The following is a 23,408-nucleotide window of genomic DNA, read 5'->3' on the forward strand; positions in this document are numbered from 1 at the left end:
CGGGCCGGGGCGGTTGTTGCAGAACTGTCGAACAACCGGGCCGGTTCACGGCCCCGTCGGTCCGCCGGGCGATCCGCCCGGCGCGCCTCAGGCGTCCACGGTCCGCGGCTCCTCGGCCCCGGCCGACGGGATCGCCTTGACCGAGTCGAGCAGCAGCTGGGCGACGTCGACGACCTTCAGGTGCTCCTTGGCCGCGCCCTCGTTCTTCTTGCCGTTGACCGAGTCGGAGAGCATGACCAGGCAGAACGGGCAGGCGGTGGAGACGATGTCCGGGTTGAGGGACAGCGCCTCGTCGACGCGCTCGGTGTTGATCCGCTTGCCGATGCGCTCCTCCATCCACATCCGCGCGCCGCCGGCGCCGCAGCAGAAGCCGCGCTCCTTGTGGCGGTGCATCTCCTGCTGGCGCAGGCCCGGGACCTTGTCCATGATCTCGCGCGGCGGGCTGTAGACCTTGTTGTGGCGGCCCAGGTAGCAGGGGTCGTGGTAGGTGATCAGGCCCTCGACCGGGTTGACCGGCACCAGCCTGCCCTCGTCGATGAGGTGCTGCAGCAGCTGGGTGTGGTGGATGACCTCGAAGTGGCCGCCCAGCTGCGGGTACTCGTTGGCGATGGTGTTGAAGCAGTGCGGGCAGGTCGCCACGATCCGCTTGACCGGAGCGTCCTCCAGGGCCGCGTTCAGGGTCTCGACGTTCTGCGCGCCGAGCATCTGGAAGAGGAACTCGTTGCCCAGGCGGCGGGCGGAGTCACCGGTGCAGGACTCCTCCTTGCCGAGGATCGCGAACTTCACGCCGGCGGTGTGCAGCAGCTCGGCGAAGGCCTTGGTGGTCTTCTTGGCGCGGTCCTCCAGGGCGCCGGCGCAGCCCACCCAGTACAGGTACTCGACCTCGGCGGGGTCGATGTCCTCGCCGATCACCGGCACCTCGATGCCGGTCTCCTTCTTGAGCTCCTTGACCCAGTCCAGGCGGGCCTTGGTGGCCATGCCCCAGGGGTTGCCCTTGTTCTCCAGGTTCTTGAGCATGGTGCCGGCCTCGGTGGGGAACGAGGATTCGATCATCACCTGGTAGCGGCGCATGTCGACGATGTGGTCGATGTGCTCGATGTCGACCGGGCACTGCTCGACGCAGGCGCCGCAGGTGGTGCAGGACCACAGCACGTCGGGGTCGATGACGCCGTTCTCTTCGGCGGTGCCGATCAGCGGGCGCTCGGCCTCGGCCAAGGCGGCGGCGGGGACGTCCTTGAGCTGCTCGGCGGTGGCCTTCTCGGTGCCCTCCATGTCCTTGCCGCCACCGGCGAGCAGGTAGGGGGCCTTGCCGAAGGCGTGCTCGCGCAGGCTCATGATCAGCAGCTTGGGCGACAGCGGCTTGCCGGTGTTCCAGGCCGGGCACTGCGACTGGCAGCGGCCGCACTCGGTGCAGGTGGAGAAGTCGAGGATGCCCTTCCAGGAGAAGTGCTCGACCTGGGAGACGCCGAAGACGGCGTCGTCGGCCGGGTCCTCGAAGTCGATCGGCTGTCCGCCGCTGGTCATCGGGCGCAGTTCGCCGAGCGCGGTGGAGCCGTCCTCCTCGCGCTTGAAGTAGATGTTGAAGAAGCCCAGGAAGCGGTGCCAGGCGACGCCCATCGAGGGGTTGAGACCGATGGTGATCGCCCAGGCGAAGGAGATGCTGATCTTCAGCATCGCGAAGAGGTAGACCAGGTTCTCCAGGGTGCCGTGGGACAGACCGCGGAAGGCCACCACCAGCGGGTAGGAGATCAGGTACTTGGCCTCGTAGGAGCCGACGTTCTCCAGCGCGCCCTCCAGGCCGCGCAGGATCATGATGCACAGGCCGATGCCGAGGATCGTGTACTCGACGTAGAAGGCCTGCCAGGCGATCGAGCCGGCGAAGCGGGACTTGCGGCCCGCCCGGCCGGGCAGGCTGAGCAGGCGGATCACGATCAGCGTCGCGATGCCCAGCGTGGTGAAGGTGCCGACCAGTTCGGTGAACAGCTCGTACGGCAGCCAGCCGCCGAGCACCGGCAGCACGAACTCGGCGTCGAACAGCTGGAAGAACGCGGTCACCAGGGTCAGGATCAGGCTGAAGAAGCCGACCGCGACGAACCAGTGGGCGACGCCGACGATCCCCCAGCGGTTCATCCGGGTGTGGCCGACGAACTCCACCGCCACGGTCTTCGCCCGCTGCGCGGGTTGCCCGAAGCGGGTGGCGTCCGGCTGGCCGGTGCGCACCACCCGGTAGATGTACAGCGCCGCACGAGCGGCGAGCGCGGTGCCGATCACAAAGGTGACCAGCGAGATGACGATCGCTGCTAGCTGCATCGGCTCTCCGTCTCCTGCGGCTTGCGTGTTGCTGGTGTCCGGTGTCTCCGGAGGCATTGTACTCGTCGGTAACTTCCAGGGCCGACGGCCCGGACATTACCGTTCGCCACCGCTTCTGCTGAAGATGCTCAAGGTATGGCGGCAGTCACGCGGGCGCACGCGCGGCACGGCCCGGCCGCCGCACTCGGAGCACGGCTCAGCAAAGTTGAGCGGCCAGGACTCAGGGCTGTTGACGGCACCCGCCTCGTCATGCATCCTTGAGTCCGTAAAGCTCAACTCTTCCGTGGAGGTATCTACGATGGCACGCGCGGTCGGCATCGACCTCGGCACGACGAACTCGGTCGTCAGCGTTCTGGAGGGTGGCGAGCCCACCGTCATCACGAACGCCGAGGGCGCGCGGACCACGCCGTCCGTCGTCGCCTTCGCGAAGAACGGCGAGGTGCTCGTCGGCGAGGTGGCCAAGCGCCAGGCGGTCACCAACGTCGACCGGACCATTCGCTCGGTCAAGCGTCACATGGGCACCAGCTGGAAGATCGGGCTGGACGGCAAGGACTTCAACCCGCAGCAGATCAGCGCCTTCGTGCTGCAGAAGCTGAAGCGGGACGCCGAGGCCTACCTGGGCGAGCAGGTCACCGACGCCGTCATCACCGTTCCGGCGTACTTCTCCGACTCCGAGCGCCAGGCCACCAAGGAGGCCGGTGAGATCGCGGGCCTCAACGTCCTGCGCATCGTCAACGAGCCGACCGCGGCCGCCCTGGCCTACGGCCTGGACAAGGACGACCAGACCATCCTGGTCTTCGACCTCGGCGGCGGCACCTTCGACGTCTCCCTGCTGGAGATCGGCGACGGGGTCGTCGAGGTGAAGGCCACCAACGGTGACAACCACCTCGGCGGCGACGACTGGGACCAGAAGATCGTCGACCACCTGGTCAAGGTCTTCCAGGCCGGCCACGGCGTGGACCTGTCCAAGGACAAGATGGCCCTGCAGCGTCTGCGCGAGGCCGCCGAGAAGGCCAAGATCGAGCTGTCCTCGTCCTCCGAGACCTCGATCAACCTGCCCTACATCACGGCCTCCGCCGAGGGCCCGCTGCACCTGGACGAGAAGCTCACCCGGGCCCAGTTCCAGCAGCTGACCTCCGACCTGCTGGAGCGCTGCAAGATCCCGTTCCACAACGTGATCAAGGACGCCGGCATCGCGCTCTCCGAGATCGACCACGTCGTCCTCGTCGGCGGCTCCACCCGCATGCCGGCCGTCGCCGAGCTGGTCCGCGAGCTGACCGGCGGCAAGGACGCCAACAAGGGCGTCAACCCGGACGAGGTCGTCGCCATCGGCGCCGCGCTCCAGGCCGGTGTCCTCAAGGGCGAGGTCAAGGACGTCCTGCTGCTCGACGTCACCCCGCTGTCCCTCGGCATCGAGACCAAGGGCGGCATCATGACCAAGCTGATCGAGCGCAACACCACGATCCCGACCAAGCGCTCGGAGATCTTCACCACGGCCGAGGACAACCAGCCGTCCGTGCAGATCCAGGTCTACCAGGGCGAGCGCGAGATCGCCGCGTACAACAAGAAGCTCGGCATGTTCGAGCTGACCGGCCTGCCGCCGGCCCCCCGCGGCCTGCCCCAGATCGAGGTCACCTTCGACATCGACGCCAACGGCATCATGCACGTCGGCGCCAAGGACCTCGGCACCGGCAAGGAGCAGAAGATGACCGTCACCGGCGGCTCCGCGCTGCCGAAGGACGACATCGAGCGCATGATGCGCGAGGCCGAGCAGTACGCGGAGGAGGACCACAAGCGCCGCGAGGCCGTGGAGACCCGCAACCAGGCCGAGCAGCTCGTCTACTCCACCGAGAAGTTCATCGCCGACAACGCCGACAAGCTGCCGGCCGACGTCAAGACCGAGGTCGAGACCGCCATCGGCGAGCTCAAGGAGGCCCTGAAGGGCGAGGACATCGCGAAGATCCGCGAGGCCTCGGAGAAGGTCTCCACCACCGCCCAGAAGCTCGGCCAGGCGCTGTACGCCAACGCCGACGCCGCCGGTGCGGCCGGTGCGGGCGCGGGTGCCGCCGGTGACGCGGGTGCCAAGGACGACGACGTCGTCGACGCCGAGATCGTGGACGACGAGAAGCCCAAGGGCGGTGCGGCATGACGGAGAAGCCGCAGGGTGCCGAGCCCGGCGACGACTCCGCCGCCGAGGAGGCCGTGATCAAGGCGGCCGAGGAGGCCGCCGCGGCCGGGGCCGAGGGCTCCGCCTCCGGCACCGAGGCGCTGGCCACGGCCAAGCGCGAGCTGGCCGAGCGCACGGGCGACCTCCAGCGTCTCCAGGCCGAGTACCAGAACTACCGCAAGCGGGTCGAGCGCGACCGGCTGACGGTCCGTGAGATCGCCGTCTCCAACATCCTGGAGTCGCTGATCCCGGTGCTGGACGACATCGGCCGCGCCCGCGACCACGGCGAGGTGACGGGCGGCTTCAAGTCCGTCGCGGAGTCGCTGGAGACGGTCGTCGCCAAGCTGGGCCTGCAGCAGTTCGGCAAGGAGGGCGAGCCCTTCGACCCGACCATGCACGAGGCGCTGATGCACAGCTACTCCTCGGAGGTCACCGAGGACACCTGCGTCCAGATCCTCCAGCCCGGCTACCGGATCGGCGAGCGGATCATCCGCCCGGCGATGGTCGCGGTCGCGGAGCCCCAGCCGGGCACCCAGACCGCGTCCGGCCCGGACGCCGACACCGCCAAGGGCGGGGAGAAGAAGGACCAGGCAGACGGTGGCTCGGACAGCTGACCACCGGTGACAGCTGACAACCCCTGCGCTGCGGAGTCGTACGCCGGCCAGTACGGCGGGCGGCTCCGCAGCGCGTTGTCGACGTGCCCGGGCACGGACGGCCGTGCCCGGACCGTTGACAGCACAGTGACGATGGACCTCGGGAGGTGGCGCCGGCCATGAGCGGCAAGGACTACGTGGAGAAGGACTACTACAAGGTCCTCGGCGTGCCCAAGGACGCCAGCGCCACGGAGATCAAGAAGACCTACCGCAAGCTGGCGCGCGAGTTCCACCCCGACGCCAACAAGGGCGACACCAAGGCCGAGGAGCGGTTCAAGGACATCTCCGAGGCCTACGACGTCCTCTCGGACGAGAAGCGCCGCAAGGAGTACGACGAGGCCCGCAGCCTCTTCGCCAACGGCGGCTTCCGGCCCGGCGGCCCGGGCGGCACCGGCAGCTACAGCTTCGACTTCGGCGACCTCTTCAGCGGCAGCCAGGGCGGCGGCGGCGCCGCCGGCGGCGGCCTCGGCGACGTCTTCGGCGGGCTGTTCAACCGCGGCGGCCGGCAGGCCCAGCCGCGGCGCGGCGCCGACGTCGAGACCGAGGTGACGCTCTCCTTCGAGGAGGCCGTGGACGGGGCCACCGTCCCGCTGCGGATGACCAGCCAGGCCCCCTGCCGGCTCTGCAACGGCACCGGCGCCAAGTCCGGCACCACCCCCCGGGTCTGTCCGACCTGCGTCGGCTCCGGCACGGTCAGCCGAGGCCAGGGCGCCTTCGCGCTCTCCGAGCCCTGCCGGGACTGCCGGGGCCGCGGCATGATCGTCGACGACCCGTGCCCGGACTGCCACGGCAGCGGCCGCGCCAGCTCCGCCCGCACCATGCAGGTCCGGATCCCGGCCGGCGTCCAGGACGCCCAGCGGATCCGTCTCAAGGGCAAGGGCGCCCAGGGCGAGCGCGGCGGCCAGCCCGGCGACCTGTACGTCACCGTCCACGTCGACCCGCACCCGGTGTTCGGGCGCAAGGCCGACAACCTGACGGTGACGGTGCCGGTGACCTTCCCCGAGGCCGCGCTCGGCGGCACCATCGAGGTGCCGACCCTGAACGGCCCGTCGGTGAAGCTCAAGCTGCCCCCGGGCAGCGCCAACGGCCTCACCCTGCGGGCCCGCGGCAAGGGCGCCACCCGCAAGGACGGCACCCGCGGCGACCTCCTGGTCACCATGGAGGTCGTGGTGCCCCAGCACGTCACCGGCGAGGCACTGACCGCTCTGGAGCAGTACCGCGAGGCGACCGCCTCCGACGACCCGCGAGCCGCCCTCTTCCGGGCGGCGGAGGGAGCGTGACGACCAGATGACCCCCGACGACCCCATCGGCCCCGGCCTCGGCGAAGGCCTCCCCGGAGGCGGCGCCCGCCGCACCACCCGCCGGGCCGCCCCGCAGCCCCAGTACGTGCTCACCGAGGAGACCCCGGTCTACGTGATCTCGGTGGCCGCCGAGCTCTCCGGCCTGCACCCGCAGACCCTCCGCCAGTACGACCGGCTCGGCCTGGTCTGCCCCGACCGCACCGCCGGGCGCGGCCGGCGCTACTCCGCGCGCGACATCCAGCAGCTGCGCGAGGTCCAGCGGCTCTCCCAGGACGAGGGCATCAACCTGGCCGGCATCAAGCGGATCATCGAGCTGGAGAACCAGGTCGCCGCGCTCCAGTCCCGGATCGCCGAGCTGGCCGACTCCCTGGAGGGGGCCGCCACCGCGCTCCAGCAGCGCGAGGCCACCATCCACGCCTCCTACCGCCGCGACCTCGTCCCCTACCAGCCGCCCACGCCGCACTCCAGCGCCCTGGTGGTCTGGCGCCCCAAGCGCTGACGGCCACCGGGCCGCCCGTTCCGCCGTCGGTTTCCCCCTGGCCGGGGGGTGCCGGCGGCGGCCCCGTCTGTGAGAGAGTGCCGCACCGGAGCATGCCTCGGCAGCTGCCGTGGAAGCGGATGAAGGGCTGCATTCGCATCCTAGGATGCCTGGTACACGTGTTTTAGGACGTTGACTAGTTGTCCGGTCGACGACAGGGAGCCGAAGATGAGCGGGCGAGAGCAGCCTGGTTCCGCCGATGGCGGGTCACGAATTCTTTCCGCGGACGCCCGTGCGCTCTACCTGAAGACGATCCACGACAGCGGCCGAATACCAGACAGCGCAAATCCGGAATGCAACCACGCACTCCGGGAGTTGCTGGATCTCGGGCTCCTCATTCCGAACAGCGACGATCCCGGGGCCTTCATCGCGGCGGATCCCGCCCAGCTTTCGTTGAGCCTCAGTTCCGTCTGGCAGCGCCAGGCGCTCGAATTGCTCACCCACGCGGTCGCCATACCGACGGATTTCGCCGAACTCGCCGAGGCTTTTCATGGCCCCGACAAGATCGGCGGCCCCATCGAATACCTGCACGGGAAGGCGGTGATCAATCAACGCCTCCAGCAGGAGATGGCCGCCGGCATGACCGAGGGGCTGGCCATGCAGCCCGGCGGCCCGAGACCTCCGGAACTCCTCGCCGCCGGCCTGGAGCGCGACCTCAAGAGCCTCCAGCGGGGCGCTTCCATGCGCACCATCTACAACGCCAGCACCCGTTACCACCAGCCCACCCGGGAATACGTCGCCAGGCTCGCCAGGGAGGGATATCAATTCCGCACGCTCGACGAACCGTACGCGCGGCTGCTCATCGTCGACCGTCGCCTCGCGGTCCTCCCGGTGGACGGCGACGACGTCGCGGCGTTCGTCCGGGATCCCGCGGTCATCACCTTCCTCGTGGAGGAGGTGTTCGAACGGAACTGGAGCCGGGCACTGGCTTTCGACGGCGATGCCACCGTTCCGCAGGAGGTCGTTTCGAGACTCCGGCAGACGATCATCGACCTGCTTCTCTCCGGGACCAACCACCGGGTCATCGCACGACGGCTGGGCATCAGTGAGCGGACCCTGGCCCGGCACATCGCGGAAATGCGGGACGACTACGACGTCGACTCCCTCTTCCAGTTGGGCTACGTCCTGGGACGCGCCTCGCACCAGAAGAACGACTGAACGGCGATCAGGGTCGGGGGACGCGCCGGACGGCGGGTCCGCCCACGGGCATGCCCTCGCGGATCAACCCCAGTTCATGTCCTCCGCGGTGAGGTAGGCGACGGGGCGGGACTTGGCAGCGACGCCGTCACCGGCCTGCTGCGCCTGCCCGGCGGCGACACCGCCGGCCAACGCCCCAATCGCGATGGCCACTGAAAGCACGACCTTGCACATAAGCCTGGACATACGGGACACCAGCCCACTCCTTTCCGAAAGCCAACGCGAGCGGCACCATTAGCACGGGAGTCCACATGATGCCGCAGATCCCGTTGCACTGTCACCCCCACCGAAGACCCGGTGCCGTCATCTCCCTGCCATGCAGCCAGATGACAGGGCAAGAACCTGGACGCACCCAGGGCCACTGATAGACGATCAGTTCGCCCTCGATAGTCCGGCACTGGATCCTGATCATGGCGCTGTACTGTCAATATCTCACCACAGGGCACCCGGAATCGCTTGTAGCAGCAACCACTCTCAACGCCTACCGGCACCGTCCCAACCCGGTCGGCCTTCCCCCGGAGTCGACATGACCGAGCCCTACCTGCGTCACCACGACAGCCAGGCCCATGAGGGCCGGCGTGCACGCGTGTTCCTGGCCGCGCCGCTGATGCGGCTGACGGGGCCGGCGGACAGTGTGGTGACCCTCGCCAGCCGGACGCGGCTGACGACCCTGCGCACCACCCTCCTTCGCAGCGGCGCCGCCGTCTACAGCGCCCACCACAGTGACGCCTGGACCGTCGCCGGGCGCGCCCCCGAGCCCCGCGTGCCGTCGGACTTCCGCGCGCTGCAGTCCGCGGACCTGGTCTTCGCCTACGTCGGCGCGCCGCTCTCCGCCGGCGTCAGCCTGGAGCTGGGCTGGGCGTCGGCACTGCGCAAGCCGATCGTCCTGCTCGTGGACGAGGCCATCACCCACAACCCGCTGATCGCCACCATCGAGCAGGTCGCCCCCGTCCTGCCGCTGGTCTTCGACGACACCTGGTCCCAGGAGGCCCTCCACCACACCGTGGAGACCGCCCTCGACTGGGCCGGCATGGCGCTCTCCCTGCGCGAGGGCTTCTGGACCGCCCCCGGCGAGCAGTTCACCGTCCCCCGCCAGCAGCCCCCCGCCGTCGGCCCGTCCGGCTACTGGCCCACCGGCGCCGCCACCGGCTGACCCCGGCTCAGCCATCGCCCTCGCCCCGCATCCGCCAACCGAGCTGGAAGAGGGTCTGCGCGCCGTGACGGTCGCGCAGCCGGGCGATGTGGGCGGCGACGGTGCGCTCGCTCAGGCCCAGGCGGGTCGCGATGGCGCCCTGGGTGAGGCCGCGGGCGAGGAGACCGGTGATCCGGGTGGCGGCCCGGTGCGGGGTGGCGGACCAGTCGACGGCGGCGGCGCGGGACCAGTCGCGCTCGAAGACGGCGACCAGCGCGGCCACCGTGGCCCGGTCGGTGATGAAGGCGGCGGCGCCGTGGTCGGACCGGGCGGAGACGACGGCCGTCGACCGGTCGACGATGATCGTCCGGTCGAACGGTTCGTCCAGCAGGCGGATCCGCGAGCCGTGGCGGGTGACCGCGCCCGCGTACTCGACCACCGCCGGCCGGCGGCGGGCCGCGGGCTGGTAGATGGTCCGCATCCGGCGTCCGGTCATCAGCAGCGGGAGGTCCTGACTGAGCGCCGGCTCCAGGGTGACGGCCCAGTGCGGTCCGGGCTGGGCCGTCAGCAGCTCTTCCTGACACTCCGCCAGCAGCTGCGAGATCCGGTGCCGGATGGCGTCCCGGCCCTCGACGTGGTGCGACTCGGGGCCCTGGTGCGCGGCGTCGTAGGCGGCGGTGAGCGGGGCGAGGGCGTCGGGGAGGTTCTCGGCGCGCACCAGCAGACGGGTGGCCTCCCCGCGGAGTCCGGCGGCGAGGCGGTCACCGGCCGCTCGTGGGTCGACCGCGGCGTAGCCCGCGGCGCCGGGGGCGAACAGGCCCCGGGCGAGCAGGCCGGCCAGGGCCGCCGAATCGGCGCCCGAATCGGCGCCCGGGCCGGCGGCGGGCGGTGCCGCGAGGTGGCCGCCGTTCGAGAGGGCCGCCAGGTAGAGCGCGTGCTCGGCCGGGGTGAGGTCATCCGCCGTCACGGCCACCCCGCATCAGCCAGCCCAGCTGGAAGAGCGTCTGCGCGCCGTAGCGGTCGCGCAGCCGGGAGATGTGGGCGGCGACGGTGCGCTCGCTCAGGCCCAGGCGGGTGGCGACGGCGCGCTGGGTGAGGCCGCGGGCGAGCAGCCGGCCGACCCGGTCGGGGGCGCTGGGGGTGGGGCTCTGGCCGAGGACGGCCGACCAGTCGGTGGCGTCGGCACGGCACCAGTCGCGTTCGAAGGCGTTGACGATGAAGGCGATCGCGGCCGGGTCGGTGATGAACGCGGCGGTGCTGTGGTCGTCGGAGGCGGAGATCACCGCGACCGAGCGGTCGAAGACCATCAGCCGCTCGAAGGGCTCGTCCAGGATCCGGATCAGCGAGCCGCGCCGGGTGACCTCCTCGACGTAGGCGAGGGCGGGCGGATCGGCGATCGCGACGGGCTGGTAGACGGTGCGCAGCGAGCAGCCGCGCTGGAGGAGCTGCACGTCCTGCTGGATGGCGATCTTGAGCGCGTCGGCCGGGCGGGCGCCCGGCTGGGCGGTGAGGACCTCGGTGCGGCAGTCAGCGACCAGTTGGGAGATCCGGTGCCGGATGTGGACGTGGCCCTCGATGTAGACCGCGCCGCCGGAGCGCTCCGGCGGGCGGGGCATCGCGTCGTAGGCCCGGGTGAGGGCGTCCAGGGCGCCGGGCAGGCTCTCGGCGCGCACCAGCAGCCGGGTGGCCTCGCTGCGCAGCTCCGTGCCGAGGCGGTCGCTGACCGAGCGGGGGCTGACGGCGGTGTAGCAGGCGTCCATCGGGTTGGGCATCAGCAGGCCGATGGAGACGAGTTGGCGAACGGGGTCGCGGTCGGACTCGGGGACGTCGGCGAACCTGACCCGGCCGCCGCCCGCGAGGATCGCGAGGTAGACGCGGCGCGCGGCCTCGTCGGGCTCGCCGGCCGCCCCGGCGGCGGCCGTGCTCCCGTCGCCGGCGGCGGCGCCCTGGGTGGTGCTCGGGTCCGCCGTCGCCTCGAACGTCACGTCGAACGCTCCCTGCCGGATGCTCGGGGGTGTTGGTGCTCCGCGTGCCGCGCGCGATGGCCGGCGACGATCAAGGTACTGGTGCCCGACGGTCCCCCGGACCCCGGGTGCCGTCGCACTCGGGTCCAGGGGCCGCCGGTGTACGCCGGTCCCAGCGCTTCCGTCGAGGCGGAGCAGCAACGCCTCGACGGCTCCGGTCCCGGGGGCCATCACCACACATGGCGTCCCGGCCGGTGCTCTCCCCCCCGATATGCAGGTACGTGCGGACGTACCGGTCGCATCCAGTATGAAGAGCAAGTCGCCTTCCTCGGGCTGCGGTTGCCCGGACGACCTGGCGTGCCTCCACCCTCACAGCGTGACGGCCGGTGAACAAGTGCCACCCTGCTGCATGTTCTCGCAATTGCAGGAACCTGCACCGCCGGTTCGGCGCACGCTTCCGCGGGCCGTTTCCGGCTTCCGCGAAACCGCAGGTCACAGGGGTGCGGCGAGGATTCTCCGACCGTCCGTCCGGTCGGTGGCGGAGTTGCGTGTTCCGGAACCCGGGCCGAGGCCGGGAGCCCGCGGCCTCAGCGGGCCAGCAGCCGGCCGCGGGCCAGCGCGGTCGCCGTGCCCGCCGCGGCGAGGGTCCAGCCGGTCAGCAGCAGCACGAACAGGCCCGCCGCGAGCGCCGTGAAGCCGGGGAAGCCGGTGTGCCGGGCGAGCGCGGCCGCCCCGGTGACGCAGGTGCCGACCGGGAAGGTGAACGCCCACCAGGTCATCGCGAACCCCATGCCGGCCCGCCGGGCGCGCAGGTTGGCGGTGACGGCGAGCGGCAGCCAGAGCAGCGCGGCACCGAGCACCGCCACCCCGAACAGTTCGGCGAGGGCGCCCGCCGCCGGGGCCAGGCCGGGGAACACCGGGTCGGCGGCGTCGGCCAGCTGGTGGACGGCGGTGGTCGACTGGCCGAGCGGGCCGAGCACCAGGAACAGCGTGGGAGTGAGCGCCAGGGCGGGCAGCCCGCTGTGCACCAGGCCGGTGAGCACCACCGGCAGCACCGCCAGGGTGGCCAGCAGGCCGATCCCGAACAGCCCCGCGCATCCGTACAGCAGCGCCTCCCGGGCGGCGCCGGCCGGCAGGTGCGGGACCAGCGCCGGACCGGTGGCGGAGGCCACCAGCGGGGCGACCACGGGCAGCAGCCAGGTCGGGTTGGCGGCGAGCGGGGAGACCGTGTGCCGGGTGATCATCAGGTACGGGATGCCGGCCGCCACGGCGAGCGCGTACAGCGTGCCGGCCGTCCAGAGCGCGAGGTCGAGCGCGACGGCCGGGCCCGTGCCGATGATCCGGGAGCCGACGGTCAGGGTGCCGAGGCCGACCGAGAGCAGCGCCATCGGCGGGCAGCCGTAGAAGACGGCGGTGGCCGGGTTGTCCAGCAGCTGCTCGCGGGCGGCCGCGCGGTGCCGGGTGAGGTGGACGGCCCGGGCGGCGCCGAGCACCAGGAGGCCGGCCAGCCCCAGCGCCCACATCACCTCGGCGAAGCCGATCAGGCCCGGCCAGTGGAGCGGGAGCGCGGCCGCGCCGTTGGCCGTGATCGCCGTCCCCATGACCACCGCGTACCAGTTGGGGCCGAGCTGGGCGAGGTCGAGACGGCGGACGCGGGCGGACGCGCGGGGGCTGGGGGCGGTGCTGAGCAGGGTGGCCATGCACCCACCGTCGCCCGGGGCGGCGGACGCCGGTAGCGCCGCGCGCTCTATGAGGACATAGCCTGAACCTATGGCCCTCTCCCCGCGTGTCCCCGAACTCGGTGCGCTGGAGCTGCTGCTCGCGGTGGCCCGGCTCGGCGGCGTCGGCCGGGCGGCCGCCGAACTCGGGGTGAGCCAGCCGACCGCGAGCGCCCGGATCAAAGGCATGGAGCGGCAGATCGGCGTCTCGCTGCTGGAACGCTCCCCGCGCGGCTCCCGGCCCACCGAGGCGGGCCGGCTGGTGGTCGAGTGGGCGCGGCAGGTGGTGGAGGCGGCGCAGGCGCTGGACGCCGGGATCGACGCGCTGCGCGAGCGCCGGGACGCCCGCCTGATCGTGGTGGCCAGCCTGACCGTCGCCGAGTACCTGATGCCGGGCTGGCTGCTGGCGCTGCACGCGGTCAGCCCGGGCACGGCGGTGACGCTGCGCACCGCCAACTCGGCGGACGTGGCCGGCCACGTCCTGGCCGGGGAGGCGGACCTCGGCTTCGTCGAGGGCCCGCTGCCCCCGGCCGGGCTGGCGGGCGCGGTGGTGGCGGCGGACCGGCTGGTGGTCGTGGTGGCGCCGGACCATCCGTGGGCCCGGCGCCGCTCGCCGCTGTCCGCGCGGGAGCTGGCGGAGACCCCGCTGGTGCTGCGCGAGCCGGGGTCGGGGACCCGGGAGGTGCTGGAGATGGCGCTGGCGCCGTACGGCGGCACCGCGCCGCCGCGGCTGGAACTGGCCTCGTCGACGGCGCTGAAGGCGGCGGCGATGACCGGGGCCGGGCCGGTCTGCCTGAGCGAGCTCGCGGTGGTGGAGGAGCTGGCGACCCGGCGGCTGGTGGCGGTGCGGCTGGCCGAGGAGCTGGACCTGCGGCGGCCGCTGCGCGCGGTCTGGCCGGCCGGGCAGCGGCCGACCGGCCCGGCCCGGGAACTGCTGGCGCTGACCCGGCGGACGGCCGGGACCCACCAGGCGCGGATGGCGCAGGCGCGGGCCCTGCCGCCGAAGGCCGCCCGCAAGCCCGCCGGCTCGGCCGAGCGCCCCGCGCTGCGGGTCCGCCCCGACCGTTCATCCAGAAGTTGAGCGGAATAGACTCAACTTAGTGCATGCTGTAGACAGCAGACATCGCGCACGACGAGGAGGACCCCCCAGCAGTGGACGCCAGCAAGTTCACCACCAAGACGCAGGACGCCCTGTCCGCCGCGATCCGGCAGGCCGGGGCCGTCGGCAACCCGGACGTCAAGCCGGTGCACATCCTGATCGCCCTGCTGGAACAGCCCGAGGGCATCGCCAGGCCGCTGCTTGAGGCGGTCGGCGCGGACGTGTCCCGCCTCGACGCCGAGGCCCGCCGCCAGCTCACCGCGCTGCCCAGCGCGTCCGGCAGCACCGTCGCCGCGCCGCAGCTGGCCCGCGACACCCTGGCCGTGCTGACCGAGGCCGGCAAGCGCGCCGACGACCTCGACGACCAGTACGTCTCCACCGAGCACCTGCTGGTCGGCGTGGCCGCCGAGGGCGGCGCGGTCGCCGAGCTGCTGGTGCGCCACGGCGCCACCCCGAAGGCGCTGCTCGCCGCGTTCAAGGACGTCCGGGGCAGCGCCCGGGTCACCTCGCCGGACCCCGAGGGCACCTACAAGGCGCTGGAGAAGTACGGCACCGACCTCACCCAGGCCGCCCGGGACGGCAAGCTCGACCCGGTGATCGGCCGCGACCAGGAGATCCGCCGGGTGGTCCAGGTGCTCTCCCGCCGGACCAAGAACAACCCGGTGCTGATCGGCGAGCCCGGTGTCGGCAAGACCGCCGTCGTCGAGGGCCTGGCCCAGCGGATCGTGGCCGGCGACGTGCCGGAGTCGCTGCGCGGCAAGCGCCTGGTCGCCCTGGACCTCGGCGCGATGGTCGCCGGCGCCAAGTACCGCGGCGAGTTCGAGGAGCGGCTGAAGGCCGTCCTCAACGACATCAAGCAGAGCGACGGCCAGGTCGTCACCTTCATCGACGAGCTGCACACCATGGTCGGCGCGGGCGCCGGCGGCGACTCCGCGATGGACGCCGGCAACATGCTCAAGCCGATGCTGGCCCGCGGCGAGCTGCGGATGGTCGGCGCCACCACCCTGGACGAGTACCGCGAGCGGATCGAGAAGGACCCGGCCCTGGAGCGACGCTTCCAGCAGGTGCTGGTCGGCGAGCCCAGCGTCGAGGACTCCATCGCCATCCTGCGCGGCCTCAAGGGCCGCTACGAGGCGCACCACAAGGTGCAGATCGCGGACGCCGCGCTGGTCGCCGCGGCCACCCTCTCCAACCGGTACATCACCTCCCGCTTCCTGCCGGACAAGGCGATCGACCTGGTCGACGAGGCGGCCTCCCGGCTGCGGATGGAGATCGACTCCTCCCCGGTCGAGATCGACGAACTCCAGCGCACCGTCGACCGGTTGCGGATGGAGGAGCTGGCCCTGGAGAAGGAGTCGGACCCGGCCTCGGTCGACCGGCTGGCCCGGCTGCGCCGCGATCTCGCCGACCGGAACGAGCAGCTGAGCGTGCTCACGGCCCGCTGGGAGCAGGAGAAGAAGAGCCTGAACCGGGTCGGCGAGCTCAAGGAGCGGCTGGACGACCTGCACGGCGCGCTCGAACGCGCCCAGCGGGACGGCGACTTCGAGCGCGCGTCCAAGCTGATGTACGCCGAGATCCCGGCCGCCGAGAAGGAGCTCTCCGACGCCCAGGAGCGCGCCGCCGGCGAGGACGCCTCCGCCTCGATGGTCAAGGAGGAGGTCGGCCCGGACGACGTGGCCGATGTGGTGGCCTCCTGGACAGGCATCCCGGCCGGCCGGCTGATGGAGGGCGAGAGCACCAAACTCCTGCGCATGGAGGAGGAGTTGGGACACCGCCTGATCGGCCAGGCGGAGGCGGTGCAGGCCGTCTCGGACGCCGTGCGGCGCACCCGCTCGGGCATCGCCGACCCGGACCGCCCGACCGGCTCCTTCCTCTTCCTCGGCCCGACCGGCGTCGGCAAGACCGAACTCGCCAAGGCGCTGGCCGACTTCCTCTTCGACGACGAGCGGGCGATGGTCCGCATCGACATGAGCGAGTACGGCGAGAAGCACTCGGTCTCCCGCCTGGTCGGCGCCCCGCCCGGGTACGTCGGCTACGAGGAGGGCGGCCAGCTCACCGAGGCGGTCCGCCGCCGCCCGTACAGCGTGGTGCTGCTGGACGAGGTGGAGAAGGCCCACCCCGAGGTCTTCGACGTGCTGCTGCAGGTGCTCGACGACGGCCGGCTCACCGACGGCCAGGGCCGCACCGTGGACTTCCGCAACGCGATCCTGATCCTCACCTCCAACCTGGGAAGTCAGTTCCTCGTCGACCCGGCCACCCCGGAGGAGCGGAAGAAGGCCCTCGTGCTGGAGTCGGTGCGGTCCGCCTTCAAGCCGGAGTTCCTCAACCGCCTCGACGACATCGTGGTCTTCGACCCGCTGGGGACCGCCGAACTGAGCCGGATCGTCGACCTCCAGGTGGCCCGGCTGGGCGACCGGCTGCGCGACCGCCGGCTCGCCCTGGAGGTCTCCGCGGCCGCCCGGGACTGGCTGGCGCTCACCGGCTACGACCCGGCGTACGGCGCCCGTCCGCTGCGCCGGCTGGTGCAGTCCGCGATCGGCGACCAGCTGGCCCGGGCGATCCTGGCGGGCCAGGTGCACGACGGCGACACCGTGCTGGTCGAGCGGGACGAGGACGGCGACCGCCTCACCGTCCGTGCCCGCGGACCGCTGGAGAAGTAGCCCACCGTCACCCCGGAACGATCAAGGTCCGCCCCCCGGTTTCGAGGGGGCGGCCCATGATCCGGACATGCCCCACCGGGTTGCGGCCACCCCTGTGAGGTGAGCCCCGGATGAGGCAGGATGGACTCGGAAGGGCGGCCTCTCATTGCCGACCACCACGTGCACTGAGGAAGAGGACCCCATGAGCATCGACCCGTCGTCCATCCCGTCGTTCGGCATGCCCCAGGGTGGCCAGCCCGGAGGCCAGGGCGGGCGTCCGGCCGGCCCCCCGCCGATCATCGTGCCGGACCAGAACCTGGTGGGCCAGCTCCTCGACCAGATGCAGCTCAAGCACGGCGTCGACGAGGAGGGCGACCTCACCGCCCCCTGGGAGGGCTTCCGCGTCTACTACATGTTCCGCGGCGAGCAGAAGGAGCTCTTCGCGGTCCGGGCGTTCTACGACCGCCCGTACCCGCTGGAGAAGAAGGGCGAGGTCCTCGACCTGATCGACGAGTGGAACCGTGAGACCCTCTGGCCCAAGGTCTACACCCACACCCACGAGGACGGCGTGGTCCGCCTGATCGGCGAGGCCCAGATGATCGTCGGCACCGGCGTCAACCTGGACTACTTCGTCACCACCACCGCCAACTGGACCCAGGCCGCCGTCGGCTTCGAGCAGTGGATCGTCGAGCGCCTCGGCCTGCAGGACGAGATCGAGGGCGAGGGCGGCGAGGACAAGCCGTCCGACGGCACCAACGAGAGCTGACGCCTCCCCCGTCCAGGCCCCCTGCTACGGCCCGCCACCGGCACCCGGTGGCGGGCCGTCCTTGTCCCCGGCCGCCTCCTGGCCCGAGGATGGGCCCGACCACCGCCGACACCGAGGTGCGAGGAGCCATGATGGGTGCGAGGCCGCTGTTGAACCGCCGCCTGGACGGACTGGGGACGACGATCTTCGCGGAGATGTCCGCGCTGGCCACCGCCACCGGCTCGATCAACCTCGGCCAGGGCTTCCCGGACACCGACGGCCCCGAGGAGGTCCGCGAGGCGGCCGTCCGCGCCCTGCGCGAGGGACGCGGCAACCAGTACCCGCCCGGCCCCGGCGTCCCCGAGCTGCGCACCGCGATCGCCGACCACCAGCGGCGCTTCCACGGCCTGGACCTCGACCCCGACACCGAGGTCCTGGTCACCGCCGGCGCCACCGAGGCCATCGCCGCGTCACTGCTCGCCCTGCTGGAGCCCGGCGACGAGGTCATCGCCTTCGAACCCTTCTACGACTCCTACGCCGCCTGCGTCGCGATGGCCGGCGCCGTCCGCGTCCCGCTCACCCTCCGGGCCCCGTCCTTCCGCCCCGACCTCGACGAACTGCGCGCCCTGGTCACCCCCCGCACCCGCCTGCTGCTGCTCAACTCCCCGCACAACCCCACCGGCCTCGTCCTCACCCCCGACGAACTCACCGCCATCGCCGAACTCGCCGTCGAACGCGACCTCCTGGTCGTCACCGACGAGGTCTACGAGCACCTCGTCTTCAACGGCGCCCACCACCCCATCGCCGCCCTGCCCGGCATGCGCGAACGCACCGTCTCCATCTCCTCCGCCGGCAAGACCTTCTCCTTCACCGGCTGGAAGGTCGGCTGGGTGACCGCCGCGCCCGAGCTGGTCACCGCCGTCCGCACCGCCAAGCAGTACCTCACCTACGTCAGCGCCGGCCCCTTCCAGTACGCCGTCGCCGAGGCCCTCCGGCTGCCCGACTCCTACTTCGAGACCTTCCGCGCCGACCTGCGCCACAAGCGCGACCTGCTCGCCGAAGGCCTCACCGCCGCCGGCTTCCGCGTCTTCCACCCCGAGGGCACCTACTTCATCACCACCGACATCACCCCCCTGGGCGAGAAGGACGGCATCGCCTTCTGCCGCACCCTCCCGACCCGCTGCGGCGTCGTCGCCATCCCCAACGCCGTCTTCTACGACGACATCGAGGCCGGCCGCCCCCTGGTCCGCTTCACCTTCTGCAAGAAGGACGACGTCCTGGAGGAAGCGGTCGCCCGGCTGTCCCGGCTGTCCCCGGCCTGACCCACCGCCGGGACCTCTCGCACGTTCTGACGATTCGTCAATTTGCCTGGCGGGTGCTGCTTTCGCGCTGCCCGTCGGGCAGTTCGCGCTGCCTTGGCGGCAGGGCGCGAGGGGGCGGTGGGTGGGGTGGGAGAGATGGGGCGCGTGGGACTCGCGGGCGGCGCGTGGGCGGCGTGCACGGCGCGTGGGCCGGGGCGACGGGCGCGCGCGGTGCATAGTCGCACACCGGGTCGATCAGAGCATGGAAGCAGATGTGCTCGAAGCGGTGAATGCTTGACAAAGTTGGGTAAATCACCGACGGACCCGGCGTATTCGTGCTTCTCTGCTGCTGAATCTCCAGCCGGAATCCCTCCTTCCACGGTCGGCCGCGCCCTGGACCGCACAGCCACGAACAGCCTCGCCCTCGCCTAGGCCTACTCGCTGCTGCTCGGCGGGCGCGCACGGAGCTGAAACGCGGAGCCGAGCATGCTCACCACTTTGCAGACCTCCTACACGGACACCCGCGCGGGTGACCTGGCCTGGTGCCTGGGCGGCGAACCGCTGCCCGCCCTCGCGGTCCGCGACCTGAGACTCGACGGCCCCGGCCACCCCGGCCCGCCCGGCACCCTCCAGCTGCGCCTGCTGGGCGCCTCCCACCAGGTGGTGATCGCCGCCGGGCCGGGCCAGTGCCTGGAGACGGTCGCCTGCCTGCCCGGCCGCCGCACGCCGCTGCCCGCCCGGGTGGCCAAGCAGGTGGACGGCTGGGAGTACGAGTTCGCCGCCCGGATCGAGGCGCTGCCGCCGCACGACTTCGCGGCCCGCGCCCAGGAGTTGCTGGCCCTGGTCGAGGGGCATCCGCGCGGCCTGGCCGGCGTCTTCCCCGGCGATCCCAGCGCCTTCACCGCCCTGGTCGCCCAGGGCGGCGCGGACCGGTTGCTCTGGCGCACCTGGCACGCCTATCCGCAGGAGGGGCAGCTGGTCTGTACCCGGTCCTCGCTGGTGGTGTCCTGATGACCGACGACGAGCCGCCCATAGACCAGCCCACCGACTCCCATTCGCACGCAGGAACGATTCGTCAACCTGCCATACCGCGCTGTCCGTCGAATGGGCGCAGCCGTCCGTCCCGCACGTCGCCTAGCGTTTGTTCGTGATCAATCATCCGGCCGGTCCGCCGCCCGCACAGCCGAGCCTCGACCTCGACGACGGCAGTCCGCCCCGGCCCGGGCGGAGCCTGACCCCGCTGCCCACCCGCCGCCGATCCCGGCTGCGCGCCCGCCCCGAACTGGCCCGGCTGGTCGTCCTGCTGGCCTCGTTCGTCTGCGCGGCCTGCGGGCTCGTCTACGAGCTGGAACTCGTGGCCCTCGGCGACTATCTGCTCGGGGACTCGGTCACCCAAACCTCGGTCGTGCTCTCCGTCATGGTGTTCGCGATGGGCCTGGGCTCACTGCTCGCCAAACGGTTCACCCGCCGGCCGGCCACCGCCTTCGCCCTGGTCGAGTGCGCCCTCGCGCTCACCGGCGGCCTGTCCGTCCTGGCGGTCTACTCCTGCTGGGCCTGGATCGGCCGCTACCAGGCCACGATGATCGGGCTGACCTGTCTCATCGGCGTGCTCATCGGCGCCGAGATCCCGCTGCTGATGACCCTCATCCAGCGGATCCGCCGCGAGGACGCCGGACGCGCCGCCGCCGACCTGTTCGCCGCCGACTACGTGGGCGCGCTGATCGGCGGGCTCGCCTTCCCGTTCCTGATCCTGCCCGTCCTCGGCCCCGGCAGCGGCGCGCTGGTCACCGGCGCGGTCAACGCCGTCGCCGGGGCCGCCGTGGTGCTCTGGCTCTTCCGCGAGGAACCCGCCCCCCGGGTGCGGCTGCTGCTCTGGGGCGGCTGCGGGCTCGTCCTGGCACTGCTCGCCGCGGCCGCCGCCTGGTCGGACGCGGTCGAACGCGCCGCCCGGCAGGCCCTGTACGGCGGGCAGGTCCGCTCCGTCAGCCAGAGCCGCTACCAGGAGATCGTGCTCACCGGACCCGCCGAGGGCCCGCTGCGGCTCTACCTCGACGGCCGGCTCGCGGTCTGCGGACCCGACGAGTACCGGGGCAACGAGGGCCTGGTCCACCCCGCGATGGCGGCCGGGCCGGACGCCCGGGTCCTGCTGCTCGGCGGCGGCGACGGACTGGCCCTGCGGGAGGTGCTGCGGCACCGCGGCGTGCGCTCCGTGCTGGTGGTCGACCACGACCCGGCACTCGCCCGGCTCGCCCGCACCGACCCCGGCCTCGCCACGCTCTCCGGCCGCTCACTGGACGACCCCCGGGTGCGCACCGCCCAGGCCGACCCGCTGGAGTGGCTGCGCACCGTCCGCCCCGGCCCCGGGGAATCCTTCGACGTCGTGCTCGCCGACCTGCCCGCACCCGCCGACGGCGGGCCGGTGACCTTCCACTCCCAGGAGTTCTACGGCCTCGCCACCCGGCTGCTCGCCCCCGGCGGGCGGCTCGCCGTCCGCGGCGGGGACGAGCAGCACGGGTGGCAGGGCCTGTGGCAGGCGGAGTCGGGACTGCGGGCCGCCGGGCTGCGGACCGTTCCGTACGCGGTGGCGGGCAGTGCGACAGCCAGCTGCCGCCCGGGGCCGGAGGGCAGCCAGAGCTTCCTGCTCGCCGCGGCCGCCCAGCCACCGCTCACCCTCGCCCCGGACGCGCCGCCGCCACGCGCCCTCACCCCGGACACCCTGCGCACCTCCGCCGCCCGCCTCACCGCCCTCCGCCCCCTCCACCCACCCGCCGCCCTCACCCTCCTCGGCCCGCACTGAGGGGCGACGGCGCCCCGGGGAGGAGAAGCGGATACGCCCAGCGGGATGGGGGCGGCAGAGACTGGGGGCCCTCCGCACGCCCGATACCGGACTGAAGGCGGAGGGGCGCGCCCCGACGGCTGGGGGCGCGTGAGGGCCACCGGCCGCCGCCCCGCCCACGGCCGGGCGCGGCCGGGGCTGCGGGAGCGCGGGGTCGCGGCGGCCCCGGTGCCGGGGCGCGGGGCGGGGCGCGAGGGCGGGTGGGGGACAGGGCGGGGCCGGGAAGGGGGTTCGGTCGGTAGGCTCCCTGACATGGAGCATGAGGTTGTCGTCCCGATGCCGGCCGGGCAGGTCCGGCAGGCCCTGCAGGATCCGGCGCTGCTGGCGCGTTCCGTGCCGGGGCTGAGCACCGAACCCGCCGCCGTCGGCAGCGGCGGGGCGGAGGAGATCGGCGGGCGGCTGAAACTGCGGATCGGCACCTCCACCATCACGTACAAGGGCGTGCTCTCACTGATCGAGGGCCGCGAGGGCGTGCTGACCGCGTTCGCCGAGGGCCAGGAGGCGCGCGGCAGCGGCGAGGCGACCGCGACGGTCCGGATCAGCGTCACCGAGGGGGCCGGGGAGGGGACCTCGGTGGTCCGCTTCACCGGTGACCTGAGCGCCACCGGGCGGCTCACCGAGTTCGACGGCGAGACGCTCGCCGCGGCCGGCCGCCGGCTGCTGGACCGCTTCGCCGCCGCGCTGACCTCCCAGGACGACGAGGCCCCGGCCGACGAGGCCGACGCGGAGGCCGAGGCGGCGGGCGACCCCGAAGGCGGACAGGAGGACGCGGCGGCGGAGCGGAAGCCGGCCGAGGAGGCCACCGTGGTGTTCCTGGAGAACCGCCAGGAGGACCGCGAGGACGAGCCCGGCGACGACCTCGACGACGACCTCTCCGACCTCATCGCCTTCTCCGACGCCGACGCCGAGCGCTTCGGCCTCCCGCTCGGAAACGCCGACGCGGACGCCGACGACGTCGACGAGCCCACCGGGCCCAGCGGGGCCTCGGACGCCCAGGAGCCCGCCGCGGGCGCCGAGGAGGAGGTCTCCGCCGAGCTCCCCGCCGAGCCGCCGTTCGGCTACGAGCAGGAGCCGGTGCTCGGCGGCCCGGTGCGCCGCAGCATCGTCGGCCGCTCCGCCGAGGAGGTCGACCACGCCCCGCCGCGCGGCCCGTACGCGCCGGCCCTGCCGGCCCGCAGCGCGAAGGCCCGGGCGGCCTCCCGCTGGGGCGGGGACGTCGGCGGCATCGTGGTGCCGGGCGCCGGCGGCCGCAACGCCGTGCCGTGGATGATCGGCGGCGGGGTGGCCCTGCTGGGCGGCGCGGTGGTGCTGGTCAGGGCCCTGCGGCGCCGCTAGCCCCTGGCGCAGGGCCTAGACTGGACGCTCATGAGCAACGACCGCGACGCCCTGCTGGCACAGATCAAGGACAAGGCCGTCGTCCACGGCAAGGTCACCCTTTCCTCCGGCAAGGAGGCCGACTACTACGTCGACCTGCGCCGGATCACGCTGGACGGCCAGGCCGCTCCGCTGGTCGGCCGGGTGATGCTGGACGCCACCGCCCACCTGGAGTACGACGCCGTCGGCGGGCTGACCCTGGGCGCCGACCCGGTCGCCGCCGCGATGCTGCACGCCGCCGCCGCGCGCGGGCGTGAGCTGGACGCGTTCGTGGTCCGCAAGGCCGGCAAGGCGCACGGCCTGCAGCGCCGGATCGAGGGGCCTGAGGTCAAGGGCCGCCGGGTGCTGGCCGTCGAGGACACCTCCACCACCGGCGGCTCGGTGCTGACCGCCGTCGAGGCGCTGCGCGAGGCGGGCGCCGACGTCGTCGGCGT

Annotated in this window: 19 protein-coding genes; 14 read left to right on the plus strand and 5 right to left on the minus strand. The window is 72.6% G+C overall.

Translation table 11 applies throughout. From position 1 onward, the window contains the following. Nucleotides 1-87: 87 nt before the first annotated feature. Nucleotides 88-2,310 (minus strand): (Fe-S)-binding protein, encoded by a 2,223-nt coding sequence (locus tag ABD308_RS18335; protein ID WP_344335739.1) that lies wholly within the window; start codon nt 2,308-2,310, stop codon nt 88-90. Nucleotides 2,311-2,608: 298 nt separating this feature from the next. On the opposite strand from ABD308_RS18335, the gene dnaK reads away from it, so the two are divergent. The 5 genes from dnaK (at nt 2,609) to ABD308_RS18360 (ending at nt 8,127) form a co-directional block, all read left to right on the plus strand. Then, nucleotides 2,609-4,459 (plus strand): molecular chaperone DnaK, encoded by a 1,851-nt coding sequence (dnaK, locus tag ABD308_RS18340; protein WP_344335742.1) that lies wholly within the window; start codon nt 2,609-2,611, stop codon nt 4,457-4,459. Then, nucleotides 4,456-5,091: a nucleotide exchange factor GrpE gene (gene grpE, locus ABD308_RS18345; protein WP_344335745.1), complete on the plus strand. Its 636-nt coding sequence runs from the start codon at nt 4,456-4,458 to the stop codon at nt 5,089-5,091. The genes dnaK and grpE overlap by 4 nt, the downstream gene beginning before the upstream one ends. Before the next feature lie 158 nt (nt 5,092-5,249). After that, complete coding sequence (gene dnaJ / locus ABD308_RS18350; RefSeq protein ID WP_344335747.1) at nt 5,250-6,410, plus strand: molecular chaperone DnaJ; 1,161 nt, start codon at nt 5,250-5,252, stop codon at nt 6,408-6,410. A 7-nt stretch (nt 6,411-6,417) separates the two neighbouring features. Continuing rightward, complete coding sequence (locus ABD308_RS18355; protein ID WP_344335750.1) at nt 6,418-6,930, plus strand: heat shock protein transcriptional repressor HspR; 513 nt, start codon at nt 6,418-6,420, stop codon at nt 6,928-6,930. A 207-nt stretch (nt 6,931-7,137) separates the two neighbouring features. Beyond that, complete coding sequence (locus ABD308_RS18360; RefSeq protein ID WP_344335752.1) at nt 7,138-8,127, plus strand: helix-turn-helix domain-containing protein; 990 nt, start codon at nt 7,138-7,140, stop codon at nt 8,125-8,127. Between the two features lie 63 nt (nt 8,128-8,190). On the opposite strand, the gene ABD308_RS18365 is transcribed toward ABD308_RS18360, so the two are convergent. Continuing rightward, nucleotides 8,191-8,319, minus strand: a complete 129-nt coding sequence (locus ABD308_RS18365) for a hypothetical protein (protein ID WP_344335755.1) — start codon at nt 8,317-8,319, stop codon at nt 8,191-8,193. 373 nt (nt 8,320-8,692) lie between these two features. On the opposite strand from ABD308_RS18365, the gene ABD308_RS18370 reads away from it, so the two are divergent. Then, entirely contained in the window at nt 8,693-9,319 is a 627-nt protein-coding gene (locus tag ABD308_RS18370; protein ID WP_344335757.1) for a hypothetical protein, read from the plus strand. Between the two features lie 7 nt (nt 9,320-9,326). On the opposite strand, the gene ABD308_RS18375 is transcribed toward ABD308_RS18370, so the two are convergent. The 3 genes from ABD308_RS18375 to ABD308_RS18385 form a co-directional block, all read right to left on the minus strand. Further along, nucleotides 9,327-10,265, minus strand: a complete 939-nt coding sequence (locus ABD308_RS18375) for a LuxR C-terminal-related transcriptional regulator (protein ID WP_344335760.1) — start codon at nt 10,263-10,265, stop codon at nt 9,327-9,329. Further along, complete coding sequence (locus ABD308_RS18380) at nt 10,252-11,283, minus strand: helix-turn-helix transcriptional regulator (RefSeq protein ID WP_344335762.1); 1,032 nt, start codon at nt 11,281-11,283, stop codon at nt 10,252-10,254. Before ABD308_RS18380 ends, ABD308_RS18375 begins: the two co-directional genes overlap by 14 nt. A 566-nt stretch (nt 11,284-11,849) precedes the next feature. Then, on the minus strand, nt 11,850-12,962 hold the full coding sequence (locus ABD308_RS18385) for a TDT family transporter (RefSeq protein ID WP_344335764.1): 1,113 nt from the start codon (nt 12,960-12,962) through the stop codon (nt 11,850-11,852). A 70-nt stretch (nt 12,963-13,032) separates the two neighbouring features. On the opposite strand from ABD308_RS18385, the gene ABD308_RS18390 reads away from it, so the two are divergent. The 8 genes from ABD308_RS18390 to pyrE form a co-directional block, all read left to right on the plus strand. Then, entirely contained in the window at nt 13,033-14,061 is a 1,029-nt protein-coding gene (locus ABD308_RS18390) for a LysR family transcriptional regulator (protein ID WP_344335767.1), read from the plus strand. Nucleotides 14,062-14,132: 71 nt separating this feature from the next. Further along, a complete protein-coding gene (gene clpB, locus ABD308_RS18395) occupies nt 14,133-16,739 on the plus strand; it encodes an ATP-dependent chaperone ClpB (protein WP_344335769.1) in 2,607 nt (868 codons plus the stop codon). Nucleotides 16,740-16,920: 181 nt separating this feature from the next. Continuing rightward, entirely contained in the window at nt 16,921-17,484 is a 564-nt protein-coding gene (locus ABD308_RS18400) for a type III secretion system chaperone family protein (protein WP_344335772.1), read from the plus strand. A gap of 131 nt (nt 17,485-17,615) precedes the next feature. Continuing rightward, nucleotides 17,616-18,785: a pyridoxal phosphate-dependent aminotransferase gene (locus ABD308_RS18405; RefSeq protein WP_344335794.1), complete on the plus strand. Its 1,170-nt coding sequence runs from the start codon at nt 17,616-17,618 to the stop codon at nt 18,783-18,785. A 465-nt stretch (nt 18,786-19,250) separates the two neighbouring features. Further along, a complete protein-coding gene (locus tag ABD308_RS18410; protein ID WP_344335774.1) occupies nt 19,251-19,775 on the plus strand; it encodes a DUF2617 family protein in 525 nt (174 codons plus the stop codon). Nucleotides 19,776-19,911: 136 nt separating this feature from the next. Further along, the gene (locus tag ABD308_RS18415) at nt 19,912-21,561 is read left to right on the plus strand and encodes a polyamine aminopropyltransferase (protein ID WP_344335776.1); all 1,650 of its coding nucleotides are present in this window, start codon (nt 19,912-19,914) and stop codon (nt 21,559-21,561) included. A gap of 291 nt (nt 21,562-21,852) precedes the next feature. Further along, nucleotides 21,853-22,935 carry an SRPBCC family protein gene (locus ABD308_RS18420; RefSeq protein ID WP_344335779.1) on the plus strand — a complete coding sequence of 361 codons (1,083 nt, stop codon included), beginning with the start codon at nt 21,853-21,855 and terminating at the stop codon, nt 22,933-22,935. 30 nt (nt 22,936-22,965) lie between these two features. Next, a partial coding sequence (pyrE, locus tag ABD308_RS18425; RefSeq protein WP_344335782.1) for an orotate phosphoribosyltransferase occupies nt 22,966-23,408 on the plus strand: 443 nt, incomplete at its 3' end.

Origin of the sequence: Kitasatospora putterlickiae, assembly GCF_039527695.1 — a bacterium.
In the GTDB taxonomy this organism is placed as follows: Bacteria; Actinomycetota; Actinomycetes; order Streptomycetales; family Streptomycetaceae; genus Kitasatospora; species Kitasatospora putterlickiae.